The 19,053-nt window shown below is 66.2% G+C and carries 19 protein-coding genes; 1 reads left to right on the top strand and 18 read right to left on the bottom strand.

Going from position 1 to position 19,053, the window contains the following annotated elements:
* Positions 1–5 precede the first annotated feature (5 nt).
* Together A9Z00_RS05575 and A9Z00_RS05580 are read right to left on the bottom strand one after the other, a co-directional pair.
* Positions 6–554 carry a cysteine hydrolase family protein gene (locus A9Z00_RS05575; RefSeq protein WP_296975174.1) on the bottom strand — a complete coding sequence of 183 codons (549 nt, stop codon included), beginning with the start codon at positions 552–554 and terminating at the stop codon, positions 6–8.
* A 223-nt stretch (positions 555–777) separates the two neighbouring features.
* On the bottom strand, positions 778–2,208 hold the full coding sequence (locus A9Z00_RS05580) for a class I SAM-dependent rRNA methyltransferase (RefSeq protein WP_296975175.1): 1,431 nt from the start codon (positions 2,206–2,208) through the stop codon (positions 778–780).
* A 128-nt stretch (positions 2,209–2,336) separates the two neighbouring features.
* On the opposite strand from A9Z00_RS05580, the gene A9Z00_RS05585 reads away from it, so the two are divergent.
* Complete coding sequence (locus A9Z00_RS05585) at positions 2,337–3,335, top strand: Na/Pi cotransporter family protein (RefSeq protein ID WP_296975176.1); 999 nt, start codon at positions 2,337–2,339, stop codon at positions 3,333–3,335.
* On the opposite strand, the gene deoC is transcribed toward A9Z00_RS05585, so the two are convergent.
* The 16 genes from deoC to A9Z00_RS05665 all read right to left on the bottom strand — a co-directional run bounded on the left by deoC (position 3,238) and on the right by A9Z00_RS05665 (position 19,045).
* Positions 3,238–4,014 carry a deoxyribose-phosphate aldolase gene (gene deoC, locus A9Z00_RS05590; protein WP_296975177.1) on the bottom strand — a complete coding sequence of 259 codons (777 nt, stop codon included), beginning with the start codon at positions 4,012–4,014 and terminating at the stop codon, positions 3,238–3,240. The two genes, A9Z00_RS05585 and deoC, sit on opposite strands and share 98 nt — an antisense overlap.
* Complete coding sequence (locus tag A9Z00_RS05595) at positions 4,007–4,453, bottom strand: NUDIX hydrolase (RefSeq protein WP_296975178.1); 447 nt, start codon at positions 4,451–4,453, stop codon at positions 4,007–4,009. Before A9Z00_RS05595 ends, deoC begins: the two co-directional genes overlap by 8 nt.
* Before the next feature lie 114 nt (positions 4,454–4,567).
* Positions 4,568–5,902 carry a tRNA (N(6)-L-threonylcarbamoyladenosine(37)-C(2))-methylthiotransferase MtaB gene (gene mtaB, locus A9Z00_RS05600; RefSeq protein ID WP_296975179.1) on the bottom strand — a complete coding sequence of 445 codons (1,335 nt, stop codon included), beginning with the start codon at positions 5,900–5,902 and terminating at the stop codon, positions 4,568–4,570.
* Positions 5,903–6,676, bottom strand: a complete 774-nt coding sequence (locus A9Z00_RS05605) for an RsmE family RNA methyltransferase (protein WP_296975446.1) — start codon at positions 6,674–6,676, stop codon at positions 5,903–5,905.
* 72 nt (positions 6,677–6,748) lie between these two features.
* Entirely contained in the window at positions 6,749–7,432 is a 684-nt protein-coding gene (locus tag A9Z00_RS05610; RefSeq protein WP_296975180.1) for a site-2 protease family protein, read from the bottom strand.
* Positions 7,432–8,415 (bottom strand): 50S ribosomal protein L11 methyltransferase, encoded by a 984-nt coding sequence (prmA, locus tag A9Z00_RS05615; protein WP_296975181.1) that lies wholly within the window; start codon positions 8,413–8,415, stop codon positions 7,432–7,434. Before prmA ends, A9Z00_RS05610 begins: the two co-directional genes overlap by 1 nt.
* 153 nt (positions 8,416–8,568) lie before the next feature.
* On the bottom strand, positions 8,569–8,769 hold the full coding sequence (locus A9Z00_RS05620; RefSeq protein WP_296975182.1) for a hypothetical protein: 201 nt from the start codon (positions 8,767–8,769) through the stop codon (positions 8,569–8,571).
* A gap of 15 nt (positions 8,770–8,784) precedes the next feature.
* Entirely contained in the window at positions 8,785–8,940 is a 156-nt protein-coding gene (locus A9Z00_RS05625; protein ID WP_296975183.1) for a YfhD family protein, read from the bottom strand.
* 99 nt (positions 8,941–9,039) lie between these two features.
* Positions 9,040–10,191 carry a molecular chaperone DnaJ gene (dnaJ, locus tag A9Z00_RS05630; protein WP_296975184.1) on the bottom strand — a complete coding sequence of 384 codons (1,152 nt, stop codon included), beginning with the start codon at positions 10,189–10,191 and terminating at the stop codon, positions 9,040–9,042.
* Positions 10,192–10,296: 105 nt separating this feature from the next.
* The gene (gene dnaK, locus A9Z00_RS05635; RefSeq protein WP_296975185.1) at positions 10,297–12,132 is read right to left on the bottom strand and encodes a molecular chaperone DnaK; all 1,836 of its coding nucleotides are present in this window, start codon (positions 12,130–12,132) and stop codon (positions 10,297–10,299) included.
* 41 nt (positions 12,133–12,173) lie between these two features.
* A complete protein-coding gene (gene grpE, locus A9Z00_RS05640; protein ID WP_296975186.1) occupies positions 12,174–12,881 on the bottom strand; it encodes a nucleotide exchange factor GrpE in 708 nt (235 codons plus the stop codon).
* 101 nt (positions 12,882–12,982) lie between these two features.
* Complete coding sequence (gene hrcA, locus A9Z00_RS05645) at positions 12,983–14,008, bottom strand: heat-inducible transcriptional repressor HrcA (RefSeq protein WP_296975187.1); 1,026 nt, start codon at positions 14,006–14,008, stop codon at positions 12,983–12,985.
* A gap of 114 nt (positions 14,009–14,122) precedes the next feature.
* Positions 14,123–14,593, bottom strand: coding sequence for an N-acetyltransferase (locus A9Z00_RS05650; protein ID WP_296975188.1), 471 nt, complete (start codon positions 14,591–14,593; stop codon positions 14,123–14,125).
* Positions 14,594–15,256: 663 nt separating this feature from the next.
* Positions 15,257–16,420 carry a radical SAM family heme chaperone HemW gene (hemW, locus tag A9Z00_RS05655; protein WP_296975189.1) on the bottom strand — a complete coding sequence of 388 codons (1,164 nt, stop codon included), beginning with the start codon at positions 16,418–16,420 and terminating at the stop codon, positions 15,257–15,259.
* A 212-nt stretch (positions 16,421–16,632) separates the two neighbouring features.
* Complete coding sequence (gene lepA / locus A9Z00_RS05660; protein WP_296975190.1) at positions 16,633–18,447, bottom strand: translation elongation factor 4; 1,815 nt, start codon at positions 18,445–18,447, stop codon at positions 16,633–16,635.
* Positions 18,448–18,535: 88 nt separating this feature from the next.
* On the bottom strand, positions 18,536–19,045 hold the full coding sequence (locus A9Z00_RS05665; protein WP_296975191.1) for a hypothetical protein: 510 nt from the start codon (positions 19,043–19,045) through the stop codon (positions 18,536–18,538).
* Between the last annotated feature and the right edge of the window lie 8 nt (positions 19,046–19,053).

Consider the following 19,053-nt stretch of genomic DNA (forward strand, 5'->3'; position numbering starts at 1 on the left):
CGCGGTCACACCACGGTCGCTCCCAGCGTGTTGCGGAAATGGCGCAGGGCCCACTCGTGGCCCGCCGGATCGAAGCTGGCGACGGCGCCTTCGTGCACGACGATCCGGAACCCCCTGTTGTAGGCGTCCACCGCCGTATGCAGCACGCAGATGTCCGTGCAGACGCCGACGAGATGCAGCTCCTCAATCCCCCGCGCGCGCAGCACGAGTTCGAGATCCGTTCCCGCGAAGGCGCTGTAACGCGTCTTGTCCATCCAGATCACGTTCGGTTTGTCCCGGTTCGCCTCGTAGATGGCCTGGAGGCTGCCGTACAGTTCGCGCCCCTTCGTCCCTTCCAGATTGTGCGGCGGGAACAGCTTTGTCTCGGGATGGTACGGATCGTCCTTCCGGTGCAGGTCGATCGCGAACACGACGAGATCGCCGGCTTCGATGAACTCCCTCGTCAGCTCCGCGATCCGGCCCTCGATCGCCTGCGCGGGCTCGCCGCAGGTCAGGGCGCCTTCCGGCGCGACGAAGTCGTTCGTGTAATCGATGTGGATCAGCGCTCTCTTCATGGCCCGTTCCTCCCTCGCCTGATGTTCCTTCGCCCGATATCCTTCAACCGTTGCACACGGACGGATGCATTCCGATGTTGCCTTGATTATACACCAACATTCGACGGTTTATTAAGCGCAAGCGGGGGACGGAATCGTCCGGCCAAGCACAAGGGCCGTTTCCGGATCGATCCCTTGCGATCGGAAACGGCCCGTCAACGGCCGCGCTCCCGCGCCGGTTCCCTCAGATCGAAGCGCGGCTGCGCACCTCGAAAATCCCGAACTTGAGATACTGTCCCTCCTGCACGCCGAGGATCCGCGGATGGTCCTTCGCCTGCGTTCGCCATTCGACGAGCCGCAGCACCTTGCCCGCGTCCTTCGCGGCGTCCAGGATCGCCTCGAGGAAGAGCTCGGGCGACACGTGGTACGAGCAGCTCGCGGTGACGAGATAGCCGCCCTCGTTCACGAGCTTCATCGCGTGCAGGTTGATGTCCTTGTAACCGCGCAGCGCGTTCTCCACGGCGCCGCGCGATTTCGCGAACGCCGGCGGATCGAGGATGACGACGTCCCAGGTGCGCGCCTCGCCCAGCGGCACGGACGTGTCGATCTTCTTCCCTTCCTGCACGGCCCGCGCCCGGCGCATCCGCTCCTCCAGCGCCTTCGCCCGTTCGCGCAGGTAGTCGAACGCGTCGGCGACGACGAACTCGACGCGGTCCAGAAAGCCGTTCCGCCCGACGTTGCGGCGCGCCGTCGCGATCGCGTGCTCCGAGACGTCGAGGCAGGTGACCTTCTTCGCCCCGTAACGGCAGGCGTGCAGTGTGAAGCTGCCGGTGTGGGCGAAGCATTCGAGCACGGTCGCGCCGTCCCAGTACGGATACGTCACGACGCGTCCGTTCGCGTTCACCGGGACGCGGATCCGGGCGCCCGCTTCGGGCCGCGCGATCCCGCGCAGCGCGAAGTAGTCGTCCGGCACCTCGGCGGCGTCCCGCTCCTCGTAACGGATGCCGCTGCGCGCGCCCCAGCCGGTCATGAGCGGGGCGATCGCCGCGCGGTTCTCGCGCTGGTCGTAGAAATGGCCGGTCTTCTGCCCGGTCCGGATGTCCACCTCGAGCTCGATGCCGTTCTCGACGATGACGACGGTGTCCGGGCATTTGCCGTAGAGCGGGCCCGTCCGCTCCTCGAGCCCTTCCAGCTTCCGGACCGGCACGTCGGACCGCTCGTAGATGGCCTCCGGCCGGAAAACGTCCACGAGCGCCTCGACGATCTCCCGCCGCCTCACGTCCATCCCGAGCGTCAGAATCTGCACGACGAGCACGCCGCCGAACCGGTCGACGATGAGCCCGGGCAGAAAATCCGCCTCACCGTAGACGAGCCGGCAGTCCCGCGGATTCTCGACGAAACGCTCGCGGTGCCGCCGGCACGCCTCGAACCGGGCGGCGAAGAAGGCGCGGTCCATCTTCTCCAGCGGTCCGAACGAGACGGCGCGCACCGCGATCTGCGAATGCGGATTCCAGTATCCGGTCGCCAGCAGCCGGCCGCGATGGTCGCGCACGGCGACGAGATCGCCCGGCTCGGCCTCTCCCTCCATCCGCTCGATTTCGTTTGCGAAAATCCACGGATGTCCGGCTTCCAGCCGCTTGCGGCGGCCGGCGCTCAAGTACACGTCAGCGCCCATTGCGCCCTCCCGATTGCGTTCGATATGGCTTCACGAAATCGGCCGGCTCCCGGGCCGGCCTGTCATGCCCGTCCGATCCCCGGCATACACTGGGATGACCGGACGACGGCGGAAAGGAGGCCGCACCCATGACCGATATCCTGCTGCCGATGCTGCTCGGCTTCGCCGTCTTCATGACCGGCATGCAGCTGATGGAGCTGGCGCTCCACCGCCTGGGCGGCGGCAGGATCGCGGCCGTCCTGGAGAAGGCGACCGCGACGCCGCTGCACGGCCTGCTGTCGGGCGCGGCCGTCACCGCCGCGCTGCAGAGCAGCACCGCGGTGACGGTCATGACGATCGGCCTCGTCAACGCGGGGTTGATCACGTTCCCCCGGACGCTCGGCATCGTCCTCGGCACGAACATCGGCACGTGCCTCACGACCGAGCTGATCGGCCTGAACCTGAACCGGTCGGCGGTTCCGCTCATGGCCGCCTCGGTGCTCGGCTGGCTCGCCTCCGTCCTGCTGCGCGAGGCGCATCCCCGCTACGACCCGGCGTCCCCCGAACCCGCGTGGCTGAAGCCGCTCCGCTTCGGCTCGCTCGCCATCTTCGGCTTCGGCCTGCTGCTCCTCGGCATGACGGTCATGCAGTCGATCGCGCCGGAGGTCGAGCAGACGCGGATGTTCGCCCTGTTCCTGGAACGGGCGAACGACAGCGTGCTGTGGGGCATCGCGGCCGGCGCCGCGCTGACCGCGGCCGTCCACAGCAGCGCGGCGGTCATCGGCATGATGATGGGGCTTGCCGCGTTCGGCGCTTTGCCGGTCGAGATCGGCGTCGCCGGCGTGCTCGGCGCGAACGTCGGCACCTGCTTCACCGCCGTGCTGGCCGCGATCGGCGGAACGCCGGGCGGTCGCTTCGTCGCCTGGTCGCATCTGGCGCTCAACCTCGGCGGCTGCCTGCTGTTCGCGCCGCTCGTCAACGTTCTCGCCTGGCTTGCCGGCCTGATTTCCGCGTCGCCCGCCGCGCAGATCGCGCACGCGCAGACGATCTTCAATATGGTGTGCTCGCTGCTGGCCCTTCCGCTCTGTTATCTTCCGATCTGGAACCGTCCGGCGCGCCCTCCGGTCGATGACCGGCTGGCGGCGTAGCATCCGGCGGCCGTCCGGACAGGATCGCGACGCCGGCGCTCGTCCCGATGCGGTTCGCGCCGGCCGCCAGCATCCGCCGGGCCGTCTGCCCGTCGCGGATGCCGCCCGCCGCCTTGACGCCGATCGTCGGCGAGACGCTCGCGCGCATGAGCCGGACGTGCTCCTCCGTGGCGCCGCCGGGTCCGAACCCGGTTGACGTCTTCACGTAATGGGCGCCCGCCGCCTCGGCGACGCGGCACGCCTCCGCGATCTGCGTGTCGTCCAGCAGGCCGGTCTCGAGGATCACCTTCACGATCGCCCGTCCTTCCACCGCCCGCACGACGCCCGCGATGTCGTTCGCGACGACGCCGAACCGGCCCTGCAGCACGTGGCCGACCGACAGCACCATGTCGATCTCGGACGCCCCGTCTTCGACGGCGGCCGCCGCCTCGAACGCCTTCACCCGCGGGTCGCTCGCGCCGAGCGGAAACCCGACGACGGCGCAGATCTGGACGTTGGAGCCGGCCAGCCGTTCGCGGCAGAAGTCGACCCAGATCCCGTTTACGCAGACGCTGTGGAAGCCGTAGGTGCGCGCCTCGTCGCACAGCCGCGCGATGTCCGCTTCGGTCGCCCCCGGTTTCAGCAGCGTGTGGTCGATGTATTTCTCCAGCGTCTCGCCGGGCTTCCAGTACTTAATCAACGCCTTCCACCCCGATTCCGAGCAGCCGGAACGCGCCGGCCAGCACGCGGTCGTTGTTGTCGTAACCCATTTCCCGCTGCAGCCTCCAGGCCTCCTCGGGCGGGTGCCAGCCGACGGCGCCGATCTCTCCCTCCTGCGCCCTGAGGGTGCCGGAGACCGCCTCCACGAGGAAATAGTGGACCTCCTTGTCCACCGTCTCGTTGTCCCTGCCCGTGTAGCTGTAGGTGACCCGTTCGATCGGGGCGACGATCCGGCCGCGGATGCCCGTCTCCTCCTCGATCTCGCGCAGCGCGGTCTCCTCGTACGTCTCGCCCGGCTCCATCTTTCCCTTGGCCAGCGTGATCCTGCCGAAACGGTCCCGGATGAGCTGGATCTCGATCCGTCCGTCCAGGCGCCGATAGACGACGCCGCCCGCAGATACTTCCTTCATCGCAAGCATCCCCCGTCCCTCGCGTTTCCACGGAAATGCGCAGGGGATTTCCCGCCGCCGCGGGACCGGGAAATCCCCTCCGTGCCGATTCCGTCCGGGATCCGTCGCCTGGCTTCCCGCGCGTCAGACCGCGGCCGTCGCGCCGGCCTGAACGGGCTCGCCGCGGCATTCTTCGATGCCCGCTTCCGTCAGGCGGACGGGAACAAGCGTCCCGATCAGCGACGGCTCGCCGCGGAACGTGATCTGCAGATAGTTGTCGCTGTAGCCGGTCAGCAGGCACCCGCCGTCCGCTCCCGGAGCCTCCCGCTCGGGGATGACTTCGAGCACCTCGCCGACGAACTTCCGCGCGTAATCGAGCTGCAGCCGTTCGGACAGCGCGATGAGCCGGCGCACCCGCTCGTGCTTCGTCTCCTCGTCGACCTGGTCCTCCATCCGCGCCGCCGGCGTGCCGGTCCGCTTCGAATACGGGAACACGTGGATCCGGGCGAACCGCATCCGTTCGATGAACGCGAGTCCGATTTCGAACATCTCGTCCGTCTCGCCCGGAAAGCCGGCGATCACGTCCGTCGTGATCGCGACGCCCGGCATCGCCTCGTGAAGCTCCTCGATTTTGCGCGCGTATTCTTCGGTCGTATATTTGCGCCGCATCCGCTTCAGCACCGAGTCGTCCCCGGCCTGCAGCGGAATGTGGAGATGGCGGCACATTTTGCGCGAACGGTTGAGCACGTCGATCATCTTGCCGCTGATCTGGCTCGCCTCGATCGAGCTGATGCGGATCCGCTCCAGCCCTTCCACCTTGTCGAGATCGGCGAGCAGATCGGCAAGATCGTAGCCTTCCAGATCCTCGCCGTAGCCGCCCGTATGGATGCCGGTCAGCACGATCTCCCGGTAGCCCGCCGCCGCCAGCTTGCGCGCCTGGGCGATCACGCTCTGCGGGTCGCGGCTGCGCGACAGCCCGCGCGCCCAGGGGATGATGCAGAACGTGCAGAAATTGTTGCAGCCCTCCTGGATTTTCAGGAACGCCCGCGTCCGGTCGGTGAACTCCGGCACGTCCATCTCCTCGAACTCGCGTGTCTTCATGATGTTGCGCACCGCGTTCACGGGCTGGCGCGTCCGCCGGACTTCCTCGACGTATTCAAGCAATTTCGAGCGGTCCTGGTTGCCGATCACGATGTCGACGCCGGGGATTGCCATCACCTCGGCCGGCGACGTCTGGGCGTAGCAGCCGGTCACCGCGACGACCGCGTCCGGATTGCGCCGGATCGCGCGGCGGATGATCTGGCGGCTCTTCTTGTCGCCGGTGTTCGTCACCGTGCAGGTGTTGATCACGTAGACGTCGGCCGGCTCGCCGTCAAAATCGACCTGCCGGTAGCCCGCCTGCTTGAACATCTGCCAGATTGCTTCCGTGTCGTAAAAGTTCACCTTGCAGCCCAGCGTGTAAAATGCGACCGTCGGCATCTAACCGTCCCCTCCCATCTCTCCGGATTCGTACATGAGGCAGGCGAGCACCGCGAGCGCGGCCGTCTCCGTGCGCAGGATGCGGGAGCCGAGCCCGACGGGCCGGGCCCCGGCCGCTTCGGCCTCCGCGGCTTCCCGCTCGGTGAAACCGCCCTCCGGCCCGACGACGACGAGCAGCTTGAGCGGCCGGTCCGGAATGCGGCTCATCGTCTCGCGCACGAGCGTCCGGAGGCCGGCCGACGGCTCCCCTCCCTGCCGCTCGTAACAGAAATAGACATCGTCATATTCCGGGAACGACGCGAGCAGCTCCCGCCAGGAAGCGACGCCGGACACTTCCGGCAGCCGGCCGCGGTGCGCCTGCTCGGCCGCTTCCTTCGCGATCCTGCGCCACCGCTCGAGCCGCTTCGCCTCCTGCTTCCCGTCGTAGCGGACGATCACGCGTTCCGAGCGGAACGGCACGAAGGCGGCCGCGCCGATCTCCGTCCCCTTCTGGATGATGAGCTCCATTTTGTCGCCCTTCGGCAGACTCTGCGCGATGACGACCGTCCACGCCGGCTCTCCCGCCGACGGACGGAAATCCTCCGCCTCGGCCTCCGCCCGGTCGGGCGCGACCTTCGTCAGCACGGCCGTCGCCTCGCGCCCGCAGCCGTCGCAGACGACGATCCGGTCGCCGGGGCGCATCCGCATCACCCGCGACAGGTGGAATGCGTCGTCGCCCTCCACGACGACCGTCCGGCCGCGGAAGGCCTCGGGCGGCACGATGTAACGCTGCATGTCCATCGACCAACCTTCGTCATACACGATCATACACATTTTGCGGGTCAGCCGCCACAGGAAATCCGTGCGTCAGTCCGTCGCAACCGAGAGGCCGAAGAGCGAGAACAGCCCGGAGATGATCGGCCGCGCGAGGCCGAACAGCGGATCGAGCGTATAGCTCCTCAGTCCCGGTATGAACACGACCAGCAGGAACACGAACACGCCCCAATGGATGTAACGGTCCATTTTCATCCGGATCCGGGACGGCGCGAGATCCTCGATGATCCGGTAGCCGTCCAGCGGCGGCAGCGGAATGAGATTGAACAGGAAGAGCAGGACGTTCATGCTGATCAGATAGTTGAGAAACAGGTGCACCGCCACCCGGGCGCCGTAGGAGACGCCGCCGAGCCAGCCGGTGTGGGCCAGCAGCGAGTACGCGGCGATGCCGATGAAGGCGAGCAGCAGGTTGCTGAGCGGGCCGACGGCGGACACGACGATGCCCATGAGGCGCGGGTAGCGGAACCGCGACCGGACGACCGGCACCGGCTTCGCCCAGCCGAACCCGGCGATCAGGATGAGAAGCGTCCCGATCGGATCGAGATGGGCCATCGGGTTCAGCGTCACCCGTCCCTGATCGCGGGCGGTCGGATCGCCGAACCTGTAGGCGCTGTACGCGTGGGCGAATTCGTGCAACGTGAACGCGAGCGCGAGAACGATCACGATGAACGGCAGATGCTCGAGCGGATACCAGAGAAACTGCTCCAGAACCTCCATCAGCGTCCCTCCGGCTTCCTCGCCGTAAAGGCGATCCAGTCTTCCCGCTCGTCGCGGTCCAGGATCTCGAAGCCCGCCGCTTCGAGTCCCCGCCGCACATCTTGTTCCTTGTTCACATAAATGCCGGACGCGATGTAGAGGCCGCCCGGCTTCAGTGCCGCGTATACGTCGTCCATGAATCGAAGGATGATTTCGGCGAGAATGTTTGCAACGATGACGTCCACCGGCGGCGACACGTTGAGCGGCCGGTGGTCGTTCGTCCCGCCCGCCTTGAGCGCGCCGAGCAGGTCGCTCTCGCGCACGTCGATCCGGTCCTCAAGACCGTTGAGCGCCGCGTTGGCCCTGGCGCTCGCCACGGCGACGGGATCGAGGTCGAGTGCCAGCACGCTCCGCGCACCCAGCTTCGCGGCGCCGATCGCGAGGATGCCGGAACCGGTGCCGACGTCGATGACCTCCTCACCGCCCCGGATCGCGCGATCCAGGGCCTTGAGGCTGAGCGCCGTCGTCGCGTGGGTGCCCGTGCCGAACGCCATGCCGGGATCGAGGTCGATCACGATCTCTCCCGGACCGGGTTCGTACGGTTCCCAGATCGGCCGGATCGTCAGCCGGTCCGTGACGCGCAGCGGCTTGAAATACCGCTTCCACGCCTCCGCCCAGTCCTCCTCGTCGACCACCGCTTCTTCCAGCGAGAAGTTCCCGGGATCGATGCCCCAGGTCCGGAGTTCGCCGATCCGGTCCCGCAGCGCTTCCCGCAGGGATGCCGTGTCGGTTCCCTCGGGGAACCAGCCCTTGATCTCGACCCATCCGGCCGGTATGTCATTGGGCGGACGATCGAACCATTCGTCAAGTTTCGACCCGGACGGCTTCCGGTCCGCCCAGGATTCCTCGACCGACACGCCGTCCGCGCCGAGTTCGTGCAGAAAATTCGTCACCATCTCGACCGCTTCCGCCCGCGATCGGATGGTCAGCTCATGCCATTTCAACCGCCTGGACCTCCCCGCATGTCGGCGGCCGCATGCGTGAACGCGGCCACTTCATCCATTGTACAACACCGGAAGCCGCGCGACAAAAAAATCCTTGTGCAGGACATGGAAACGCCCCGGTTCGGTCCGCCGAGCCCGGGGCGTTTGTCCGTCTCATTCTGTCCATTCCGCCGTACCGCCGTGCGTCTCGATCAGCCGGGTCGCCTGCTCGACGATCGCGTCGTCGACGCGGGCGACGAGCGCCGTGCCGTCCGTTCCCGGCCGGACGGCCGCCGAAGCCCGCAGCGCCTCCAGCTTGCGCAGCGCCTCGCGGGCCCGCGCGGCGTCATGGAACGATGCCGTCAATTCCGCCACGGCACACGCACCGCCTCATCCGCCGCGCTGACGGCGATCCGCCGCCTGCGCTCTGGCCGCCGCTTCTTGATCTTCGGCATCCGCCGTCCGCGGATCGAACACGACGTCTTCCCTGCCGGCGGTCGGCAGCTTCCGCCTGCCGTTCTTCCCGCCTGCTTCACGGGGCGCCATGCGTCCATCCTCCTTCGCGCGCCGGGCGGCGTGCCCGCGCACGACGATAGTGTGCGGCGGCGCCGGGACGAATATGCGCCCGTGCGCCCTCCGCCGGCGTCATTCGCCGCGGAACGCCCGGCGCATCCGCTCGAACAGGTTGCCGCCGGAATGACCGTTGGCCGCCGCGTATGCGCTCTCCCCCGACAGACGGGCGAACTGACGCAGCAGTTCCTTCTGTTCCTCGGTCAGATTCGTCGGCGTCACGACGGTCACCTTCACGTGCTGGTCGCCGGCCCCCGTTCCGCGCAGCCGCGGCACCCCCTTGCCCCTCAGGCGGAAATAGGTGCCCGTCTGCGTGCCCGGCGGAATGCGAAGCTTCACCTTGTCCGTCAGCGTCGGCACCTCGATCTCGTCGCCGAGCGCCGCCTGCGCGAACGTGAGCGGCACTTCGCAGTAAATGTCGTCGCCGTCGCGCTCGAAGAATTCGTGCGGCTTCACCCTGATGACGATGTACAGGTCGCCGGGCGGGCCGCCGCGCAGGCCGGCCTCGCCTTCGCCGGACAGCCGGATCTGCGCGCCTTCGTCGACACCCGCCGGGATGCGCACATGGATCGTGCGCTGCCGCTTCACCCTGCCCGTGCCGCGGCAGGAGCCGCATTTCTCGCGGATGAACCGGCCCGCGCCTCCGCACTGCGGACACGTCCGGCGGTTCACGATGCGGCCGAACGGCGTGTTCTGCACGATCTCCTGCTGGCCGGTGCCGCGGCAGGCCGGGCACGTCTCGGGCTTCGTCCCCGGACGGGCGCCGCTGCCGTGACAGGTGTCGCAGGTTTCCGTTCGCGGAATCGTGATGTCCTTCTCGACGCCGAACACCGCTTCCTTGAATTCGAGCGTCATCGTGTACTGCAGATCGTTGCCCCGCTGCGGCGCGTTCGGGTCGCGGCGGCTGCCGCCGCCGAAGAACATGTCGAAGATATCGCCGAATCCGCCGAAATCGCCAAAGCCGCCGAAATCGCCGAATCCGCCGCCTCCGCCGAAGCCCTGGTTCGGATCGACATGTCCGTAGCGGTCATATTGGGCGCGCTTCTTCTCGTCGCTGAGGACGTCATACGCCTCCTTGACTTCCTTGAAACGCTCCTCCGCATCCGGAGCCTTGTTGACGTCCGGATGCAGCTTGCGGGCCAGGTTGCGGTACGCCTTCTTGATCTCCTCCTGCGTCGCGTCCCGGCTGACTCCCAGCACCTCGTAATAGTCCCGCTTCTGCGCCACTCAGCCACCCCCGTCCAATTGAACCTGGCGACCGCCTTCATGCAGAACCGAGGGTCAAAGCCGATTGGACCGACTTTGACCCTCCGCCACGCTTTCGAACCTCACTTATTTCTTGTCGTCGATCACTTCGTAGTCGGCATCCACGACGTTGTCCTTGCCCTTCGCGGCGCCGTCCGTGCCGGAGCCGCCGGATGCGCCCTGCTGCGCTCCGGCCTGCTGGTACAGCTTCACGGAGAGCTGCTGGATGACGTTCGACAGCTCTTCGGTCGCCGACCGGATCTGGTTGATGTCGTTCGATTCGATCGCCTTCCGGACCTTCTCCTTCGCGTCGTTCGCCCGCTGGATCTCGGACTCGTCGACCTTGCCGCCGAGATCCTTCAGCGTCTTCTCGACCGTATAGATGAGATGGTCCGCGTTGTTCTTCGCCTCGGCGAGCTCGCGCCGCTTGCGGTCTTCCTCCGCGTATTGCTCCGCTTCCTTCCGCATCCGCTCGATTTCTTCCGGTGTCAGGCCGCTCGAGGACTGGATCGTGATCTTCTGCGATCTGCCCGTGCCCTTGTCAACGGCGGACACGTGCACGATGCCGTTCGCGTCGATGTCGAACGTGACCTCGATCTGCGGCACGCCGCGCGGCGCCGGCGGGATGTCGCTCAGGATGAAGCGGCCGAGCGTCTTGTTGTCCGCCGCCATCGCGCGTTCGCCCTGCAGCACGTGGATTTCGACGCTCGTCTGGTTGTCGGCGTACGTCGTGAAGATCTGCGACTTGCTCGTCGGGATCGTCGTGTTCCGCTCGATCATCTTCGTGAACACGCCGCCCGCCGTCTCGATGCCGAGCGAGAGCGGCGTCACGTCGAGCAGCACGACGTCCTTCACTTCGCCCGTCAGCACGCCGGCCTGCACGGCCGCGCCGAGGGCGACGACCTCGTCCGGGTTGACGCCCTTGTGCGGCTCCTTGCCGATCAGCTTCCGGATCGCTTCCTGCACCGCCGGGATGCGCGTCGAGCCGCCGACGAGCACGACCTTGTCGATGTCCTCCGGCTTCAGGCCGGCGTCGGCGAGCGCCTGGCGGGTCGGGCCGAGCGTCCGCTCGACGAGATGGGCCGTCAGCTCCTCGAACTTCGCCCGGGTCAGGTTCATTTCGAGGTGCAGCGGCACGCCGTCGGACATCGTGATGAACGGCAGCGAGATCGTCGTCGTCAGCATGGTGGAGAGCTCTTTCTTCGCCTTCTCCGCCGCATCCTTCAGGCGCTGCACGGCCGCCCGGTCCTTCATCAGGTCGATGCCGTGCTCCTTCTTGAACTCGGCGGCCATCCAGTCCATGATCGCCTGGTCGAAGTCGTCGCCGCCGAGGTGGTTGTCGCCGCTCGTCGCCTTCACTTCGAAGAAGCCGTCGCCGAGCTCGAGGATCGACACGTCGAACGTGCCGCCGCCGAGGTCGAAGACAAGGATCGTCTGGTCTTCCTCCTTGTCAAGGCCGTACGCGAGCGCGGCCGCCGTCGGCTCGTTCACGATCCGCAGCACCTCGAGGCCCGCGATCTTGCCGGCGTCCTTCGTCGCCTGGCGCTGCGAGTCGTTGAAGTAGGCCGGGACCGTGATGACGGCCTTCGTCACCGGCTCGCCGAGATAGGCCTCGGCGTCGGCCTTCAGCTTCATCAGGATGAACGCCGAGATTTCCTGCGGCGTGTATTCCTTGCCGTCGATGTTGACCTTGTGGTTCGTCCCCATGTGCCGCTTGATCGAGATGATCGTGCGGTCGGGGTTCGTGATGGCCTGGCGTTTCGCCGCTTCGCCGACGATCCGCTCGCCGTCCTTCTTGAACGCGACGACGGAAGGCGTCGTGCGGCCCCCTTCCGCGTTCGGGATGACGACCGCCTCGCCCCCCTCCATGACGGCGACGCAGGAGTTCGTCGTGCCGAGGTCGATGCCGATCACTTTGCTCATGGATCGTTCCTCCTTGATGGATTCCCAGAATCACAGCCGATTCAGCCGCTGACCTTCACCATGGCCGGACGGATCACGCGATCCTTGAGAATGTAGCCGCGCTGAAGCTCCTCCACGACGGTCCCTTCCTCGTGCTCGTCGGATTCGACGCGCATGACCGCCTCGTGGAATTCGGGATTGAACGGCTGTCCGACCGTCTCCATCGGCTTCAGCCCTTCCTGCTCGAGCACCTGGAACAACTGGCGGTAAATCATGTCCACGCCCTTCGCCAGCGCTTCGAAATCGCCCGAGGCCTTCGCCGCGGCGATCGCGCGCTCGAAGTTGTCCAGCACGGGCAGAAGCCGGGTGATCAGCCCGGCGGAGGCAAATTGCACGAGCTCTTCCTTCTCGCGCTGCGTGCGGCGGCGGAAGTTGTCGAAATCGGCCTGCGACCGGAGCAGCCGGTTCCGGTATTCCTCGAGCCGGCTCTCGAGTTCGGCGATGCGCGCGTCCCGCTCGTCCGCGGGCTCCGCGTGGTCCGCGCCCGCCCCGGATTCTCCGGCCCCTTCCTGCGGTTCCGGTTCGCCCGATTCGGCGGATGCGGCACCCGCACCCGGTTCTCCGGACGCGGCTTCGCCTTCCGGTTCTCCGCCGCTTCCGGGCGTGTCAGATGCCGCATTGAGCGTATCGGCCGGCGCTTCCGCCGCCGGCCTGTCGCGTTCGTTATCCGCATTTGCCGCGCCGCCGCCGGCAGCGGCCCCCTGGTCCAAGCGTTGATCTGCCGCATCCTTTGCTTGCGTCATTGCTGCGGATCCACCTCCCTGACGCCGCGGTCGAACCATCGCGCTCAGCCGCGGTCAAACCATCGTGCTCAATTGTAACATCTCGCGAGCATGACAGACAAATTTTTGGAGAGGATGTCCATCAACGTGATCGCCTTCGCGTAATCCATGCGCATCGGTCCGAGCAGTCCGATCGTGCCGACCGTCGTGCCGTCCACGACGTAGGTGGCCGTGATCAGGCTGCAGTTCTGCAGCGCCTCGTCCGCGTTCTCGCTGCCGATCCGGACCTGGATGCCTTCCTGCTTCGGGCTGAACGAGCGCACCAGGGCCGGCGTCTCGTCGAGCCATTCGAGGATCGACTTCACCTTGTTCACATCCCGGAACTCCGGCTGCGACAGCATGTTCGAAGTGCCGCTCGTGAACGCACGGTGTTCGGTCCGCTGCTCGAGCGCCTGCGCCAGGGCGTCGATGATCATTTCGCAATGGTTGACGTAGCGGTTCAGCTCCTCGCTCACTTCGGTGTAGAGCTTCGTCTGCAGCTTGTGCAGCGGCACGCCGACGAGCTTCGCGTTCAGGATCGCCACGATCTTCTCGAACTCGTTCATGTCGAACCCCGGCGGGATCGAGATCGTCCGGTTCTCGACATGGCCGGTGTTCGTCACGATGATCGCGACGGCCATCTGCTCGTTCAGCGGCACGAGTTGGAAGGCCTTCAGCGAATTGCTGAACACCTCGGGACCGAGCACGATGCTCGTATAGTTCGTCAGGTTCGCCAGAATCGTCGCGGCATGCTGGATAATCTGCTCCATGCGGGTCATTTTCCGGGAGAAAAACTCGCGGACCGTCCGCAGGTCCTCCTCGTCCACTTCACCGAGCCGGAGGAGGTGATCGACGTAGTAACGATATCCCTTCGCCGACGGAATCCGTCCGGCAGACGTGTGCGGCTGCTCCAGATACCCGAGTTCCTCCAGGTCTGCCATCTCGTTCCGGATCGTGGCGGGACTGTAACCGACGCCGCTCTTCTTCGAGATGCTGCGCGATCCCACCGGTTCGGCGGACCGAATGTAGTCATCCACGATGGCGCTCAATATCAGTCGCTGTCTTTCGGTCAACATCTCCCGAACCCTCCCGACCGGACGATGCTTGCCTTCAGACCGTTGTTAGCACTCGACGACCGAGAGTGCTAACCAACAATACAAAAATACCAAACCGGCTTGACGATTGTCAAGTCAGTTCAGTACCTTGAGCACCGCGATCTCGTCGCACGCATGGCGTTTCGGACAATTCACGCAATCGGTCCATACCTTCTCCGGGAAGATCGCCTTGTCCACCACTTCGAAGCCGTTTTTCCGGAAAAAGTCGACCGCGTACGTGAGCGCCATCACCCGCGGAACCCCCTGCCTGCGCGCCTCCTCCACGAGCATGTCCACCAGCTTCGTGCCGATGCCGCAGCCCTTGTATCCTTCCTTCATGCCGAGCGAGCGGATCTCCACCAGATCGTTGCCGAGCCGGAACAGCGATCCGCAGCCCACAATCTCGCCGTCGATCTCGGCCACGACGAAGGAATCGATGTGGCGGGCGAGCGCTTCCCGCGAGCGCGGCAGCATGATCCCCTTCTCCGCATAGCTTGCGATCAGGCGGTGCAGCTCCTCCACGTCGTCGAGGGTCGCCCGTCTGCACACCGCTTCTTTCACCATCATCTCACATGCGCGCCTCCCGCTTCCGGCCGATCAAGGGCCGATGCGTAAAAAAGAATATGAATAAATATACAACAAGATGCAATCTGTTGCAATCCCGAATTCGCGGAGGCGGACGTGTGGCGGCGGTATGCATGGGTCGTATCGGCGGGACGATGCGCGCGAATGGCTGCCGCGGAACAGTGCTTGAAGGCCGTGACGCCGGATGACGTGCGCAGGGTGCGCGCAGGACAGGGGGAACGCGGCGGGCGGCCGGACGGACGGGCGCATGGCGAATCTGGTTGAATTCCGATTTTCAGGCGGGCATGAAGGCAATCGGATCGGGTGGACCGAACGGCACGGGCGGTAGCGGACTGACGCGCGCGGTTGAAGACGGCCTCCCGCAGACCGTTGCCATGCATGCCCGGCATGCCGCGGCCGGTGTTGACGGTCCCGCGGACCGTTAACCCCTCACTCCGCACACCGGCCGGGCGGCATAACGGTCCCGGGGACCGTTGACGGCCAACTTCGCGTGCCCGGCACCCTCCGTCCGGCCCCGCTTACGGTCCCGCGAACCGTTAACCCCTCACTCCGCGCACCGGCCGGACGGCATAACGGTCCCGGGGACCGTTAACGGCCAACTTCGCGTGCCCGAATCTTTCCGCCTTCCCCGCCTGCAACCGGCCCCTATTCGCTCAGCGCCCCGACGAATGCGCCGAACACCTCGTTGCCGACCGGGATCGCGCGGTCGGTAAGCCGCCAGCCGGCGCCGTCGGGCCGTCGCTCGAGCAGGCCGGCATCCCGGAGCCGGGCGATGACGCCGCCGAACACGTCGTCGATCGACCGGCCGCCGAATTGCGCCGCGAAGTCGTCGTCGCGGACGCCGTCCCGCATCCTTAGCCCGACCATCATGAAGTCCTCCATCGCCTCTTCCTCGGATACCGGCTCCTCGGTAAGCCGCGGCAGCCGCTCCCGGGCCGCCTCGATATAAGGCGTCACGCCCCGGATGTTGACATGGCGCACGCCGCGCGCGTATCCGTGGGCGCCGGCGCCGATGCCGTAATACGGCTCGTTGCGCCAGTAGGTCATGTTGTGCCGGCTTTCGTATCCCGGCAGCGCGAAGTTGCTGATCTCGTACTGCCGCCGGCCCGCCGCTTCAAGCCGCTCCATGATGTGCAGATACATGTGCAGCTCCTCTTCCTCGCCGGACAGCGGCAGCTCTCCCCGCTCATGGAGCGTGTGGAACAGCGTATTCTCTTCGATCTTCAGCGCGTACAGCGAATAGTGCGGCAAATCGAGCTCGACCGCCCGGCGCACGCTGTCCGCCAGCATGTCCATCGTCTGACCCGGAAGGCCGAACATGAGGTCGATCGAAATGTTCGCGAATCCGGCTTCCCGCGCGAGCGCGACGCTGCGATAGGCGTCCGCCGTGTCGTGCATGCGGCCGAGGCGCCGCAACAGCGCATCGTCGAACGCCTGCACGCCGAAGCTGATCCGGTTCACGCCGCCCTCCCGCATCAAGGCGAGCAGCTCCGGTCCGACGGTGCCCGGATTGGCCTCGACCGTGATCTCGGCGTCCGGCGCCACCGGGAACCACCGCCGCACGGCCCCGAGCAGGCGCGCCATCTGCGCGGGCGTCAGCACCGTCGGCGTCCCGCCGCCGACGAACACGGTGTCGATTTTCTCCGGAGGCAGCGCTTCGACCGTGCGCTCCATCTCCCGCTCGAGCGCCTCCAGATACGCGTCGACCGGCTGCCCCGCCAGCGCGTAGGTGTTGAAATCGCAATAATGGCACCGCTGCGCGCAGAACGGGATATGGATGTAGAGCGCCCTCGGAGGATGCATCAGCATCTGGTCCGTTCACCCCTTTCGCGATGCGGAACAAGAAACCCGCCGGACCAACGTGCGCCGCCGGCGGCGTATCGACGGACCGGCGTCGTACCCGTTCCGGAGCCACGGAACGGACGCCGCACCGCATCCGCCCGCCCGACATCTACGCACCGGGCATCCGTCTTCAGGAACAATGGAGCCGCCGGGATGGCCCCGGCGGCCGGACGGCGGCGCTACTGGTCGATGCGCAGCACCGCCATGAACGCTTCCTGCGGCACTTCCACGCTTCCGACCTGCTTCAGCCGCTTTTTGCCTTCCTTCTGCTTTTCGAGCAGCTTCCGCTTCCGCGTGACGTCCCCGCCGTAACACTTCGCCAGCACGTTCTTGCGAAGCGCCTTGACCGTCTCCCGGGCGATGACCCGCGAGCCGATCGCGGCCTGAATCGGCACTTCGAACATCTGCCGCGGAATGAGCTCCTTCAGCTTCTCGCAGACGGCCTTGCCCCGCTGGTAGGCGCGGTCGCGGTGCACGATGACCGACAGCGCGTCCACCACTTCGTTGTTCAGCAGGATGTCCATCTTCACGAGGTTCGACTTCTTGTACCCGGACAGCTCGTAATCCATCGAAGCGTAGCCGCGCGTGCTCGATTTGAGCTGGTCGTAAAAATCGTAGACGATTTCGGACAGCGGAAGCTCGTACGTCAGGTTCACGCGGGACGTGTCGATGTATTCCATGTTGACGAACTCGCCGCGCCGGCTCTGGCACAGTTCCATGATCGGGCCGACGTAGTCGTTCGGCACGATGATCGAAGCTTTCACGTACGGCTCCTCGACGTACTCGATCCGCCCCGAATCCGGGTATTTCGAAGGGTTGTCGATCTCCAGCGTCTCGCCGTTCGTCAGCTTCACCCGGTAGACGACGCTCGGCGCCGTCGTGATGATCGGAATCTTGAATTCCCGTTCGATCCGTTCCTGGATGATCTCCATGTGCAGCAGGCCGAGAAAACCGCACCGGAACCCGAACCCGAGCGCGGTCGACGTCTCCGGTTCGTACCGCAGCGACGCGTCGTTCAGCTCCAGCTTCTCGAGCGCCTCGCGCAGATCGTTGTAATCCTGCGTGTCGATCGGATAGAGCCCGCAGAACACCATCGGGTTGACGCGCCGGTAGCCCGGGAGCGGCTCGGCCGCCGGGTGCTTCGCGTCCGTGACCGTGTCGCCGACGCGCGTGTCCTTGACGTTCTTGATGCCGGCCACGATGTAGCCGACGTCGCCGACGGACAGTTCGTCGACCGGCGTCATCCGCGGCCGGAACACGCCGACTTCGTCCACTTCGAACTCCGCGCCCGTCGCCATGAAGCGGATCCGCTTGCCGGCCCGGATGCTGCCGTCCACGACCCGCACATAGACGATGACGCCTTTGTACGCGTCGTAGTGGGAATCGAAGATGAGCGCCTTCAGCGGGCTGTCCGGATCGCCCTTCGGCGCCGGGATTTTCGTGACGATCTGTTCCAGAATCTCCTTGATGCCGATGCCCGCCTTCGCGGACGCGAGCACCGCTTCGCTCGCATCGAGGCCGATCACGTCCTCGATTTCCCGCTTGACCCGGTCCGGATCGGCGCTCGGCAGGTCGATCTTGTTGATGACCGGCAAAATCTCGAGGTTGTTCTCGAGCGCCAGATACACGTTCGCGAGCGTCTGCGCCTCGATGCCCTGCGACGCGTCGACGACGAGCAGCGCGCCCTCGCAGGCGGCCAGGCTGCGCGACACTTCATAGGTGAAGTCGACGTGGCCCGGCGTGTCGATCAGGTTGAGCACGTAATCCTGGCCGTCGTCGGCCCGGTAATGGAGGCGCACGGCCTGCAGCTTGATCGTGATGCCCCGCTCCCGCTCAAGCTCCATGTTGTCCAGCACCTGATCCTGCATTTCCCGGGGCGACAATGCGCCGGTATATTCGAGAATGCGGTCGGCCAGCGTCGACTTGCCGTGGTCGATATGCGCGATGATGCAGAAATTGCGGATGTTCCGCTGCCTCGACAGAGCGTCCGTCATGCAGTTCCTCCAACCAGTGCGTGAATGCCGTTCGAGCTTCTATTATATCAGCAGCGGGTTGGGGGCATCAATTCGCGGATGCGCGGCGTCAGTCCGTCACCGATTCGAACAGCGACACGATGAAGCGGATCCCGCCCTTCGCCGCGGATTGCAGCAGGCCGGCCGCACCGTCCGCCAGCCTGCCCGTTCCGCCGCCGCGGTCTCCGGCGTCCCCGTAGCCGTATCCGCCGTAACCGGGCTCTCCCGGCGCCGCGCCGTACCGGTCCCGTCCCGCCGTGCCGCCCGAATCGTACGCGGCTCCCGGCCCGGTTTCGCCGTCCGGACCGTACGCGGTCCCCGGCCCGGATACCCCGTCCGGCCCGGACGCGCGGCCGTACGCCCCGTCGGACCAATCGCCGTACGGATCCCCGCCGCGAATGCCGTACGGATCGATCGTATGGCCGTATCCGCCCGCCCCTCCCGCATCCACGGCCCGGTTCGCACCGGGTTTCGGCGGGCCGTACACATCCTCGATGCCGTCCGACGCCATCTCGATTCCGTACAGGATGAAAACCGTGACCGCCGCCCCGAGCAGCGCGTACTGCCAAGGCCTTCTCATTCCCCGCA

Origin of the sequence: Thermobacillus sp. ZCTH02-B1 (assembly GCF_002159085.1) — a bacterium.
GTDB lineage: Bacteria > Bacillota > Bacilli > Paenibacillales > Paenibacillaceae > Thermobacillus.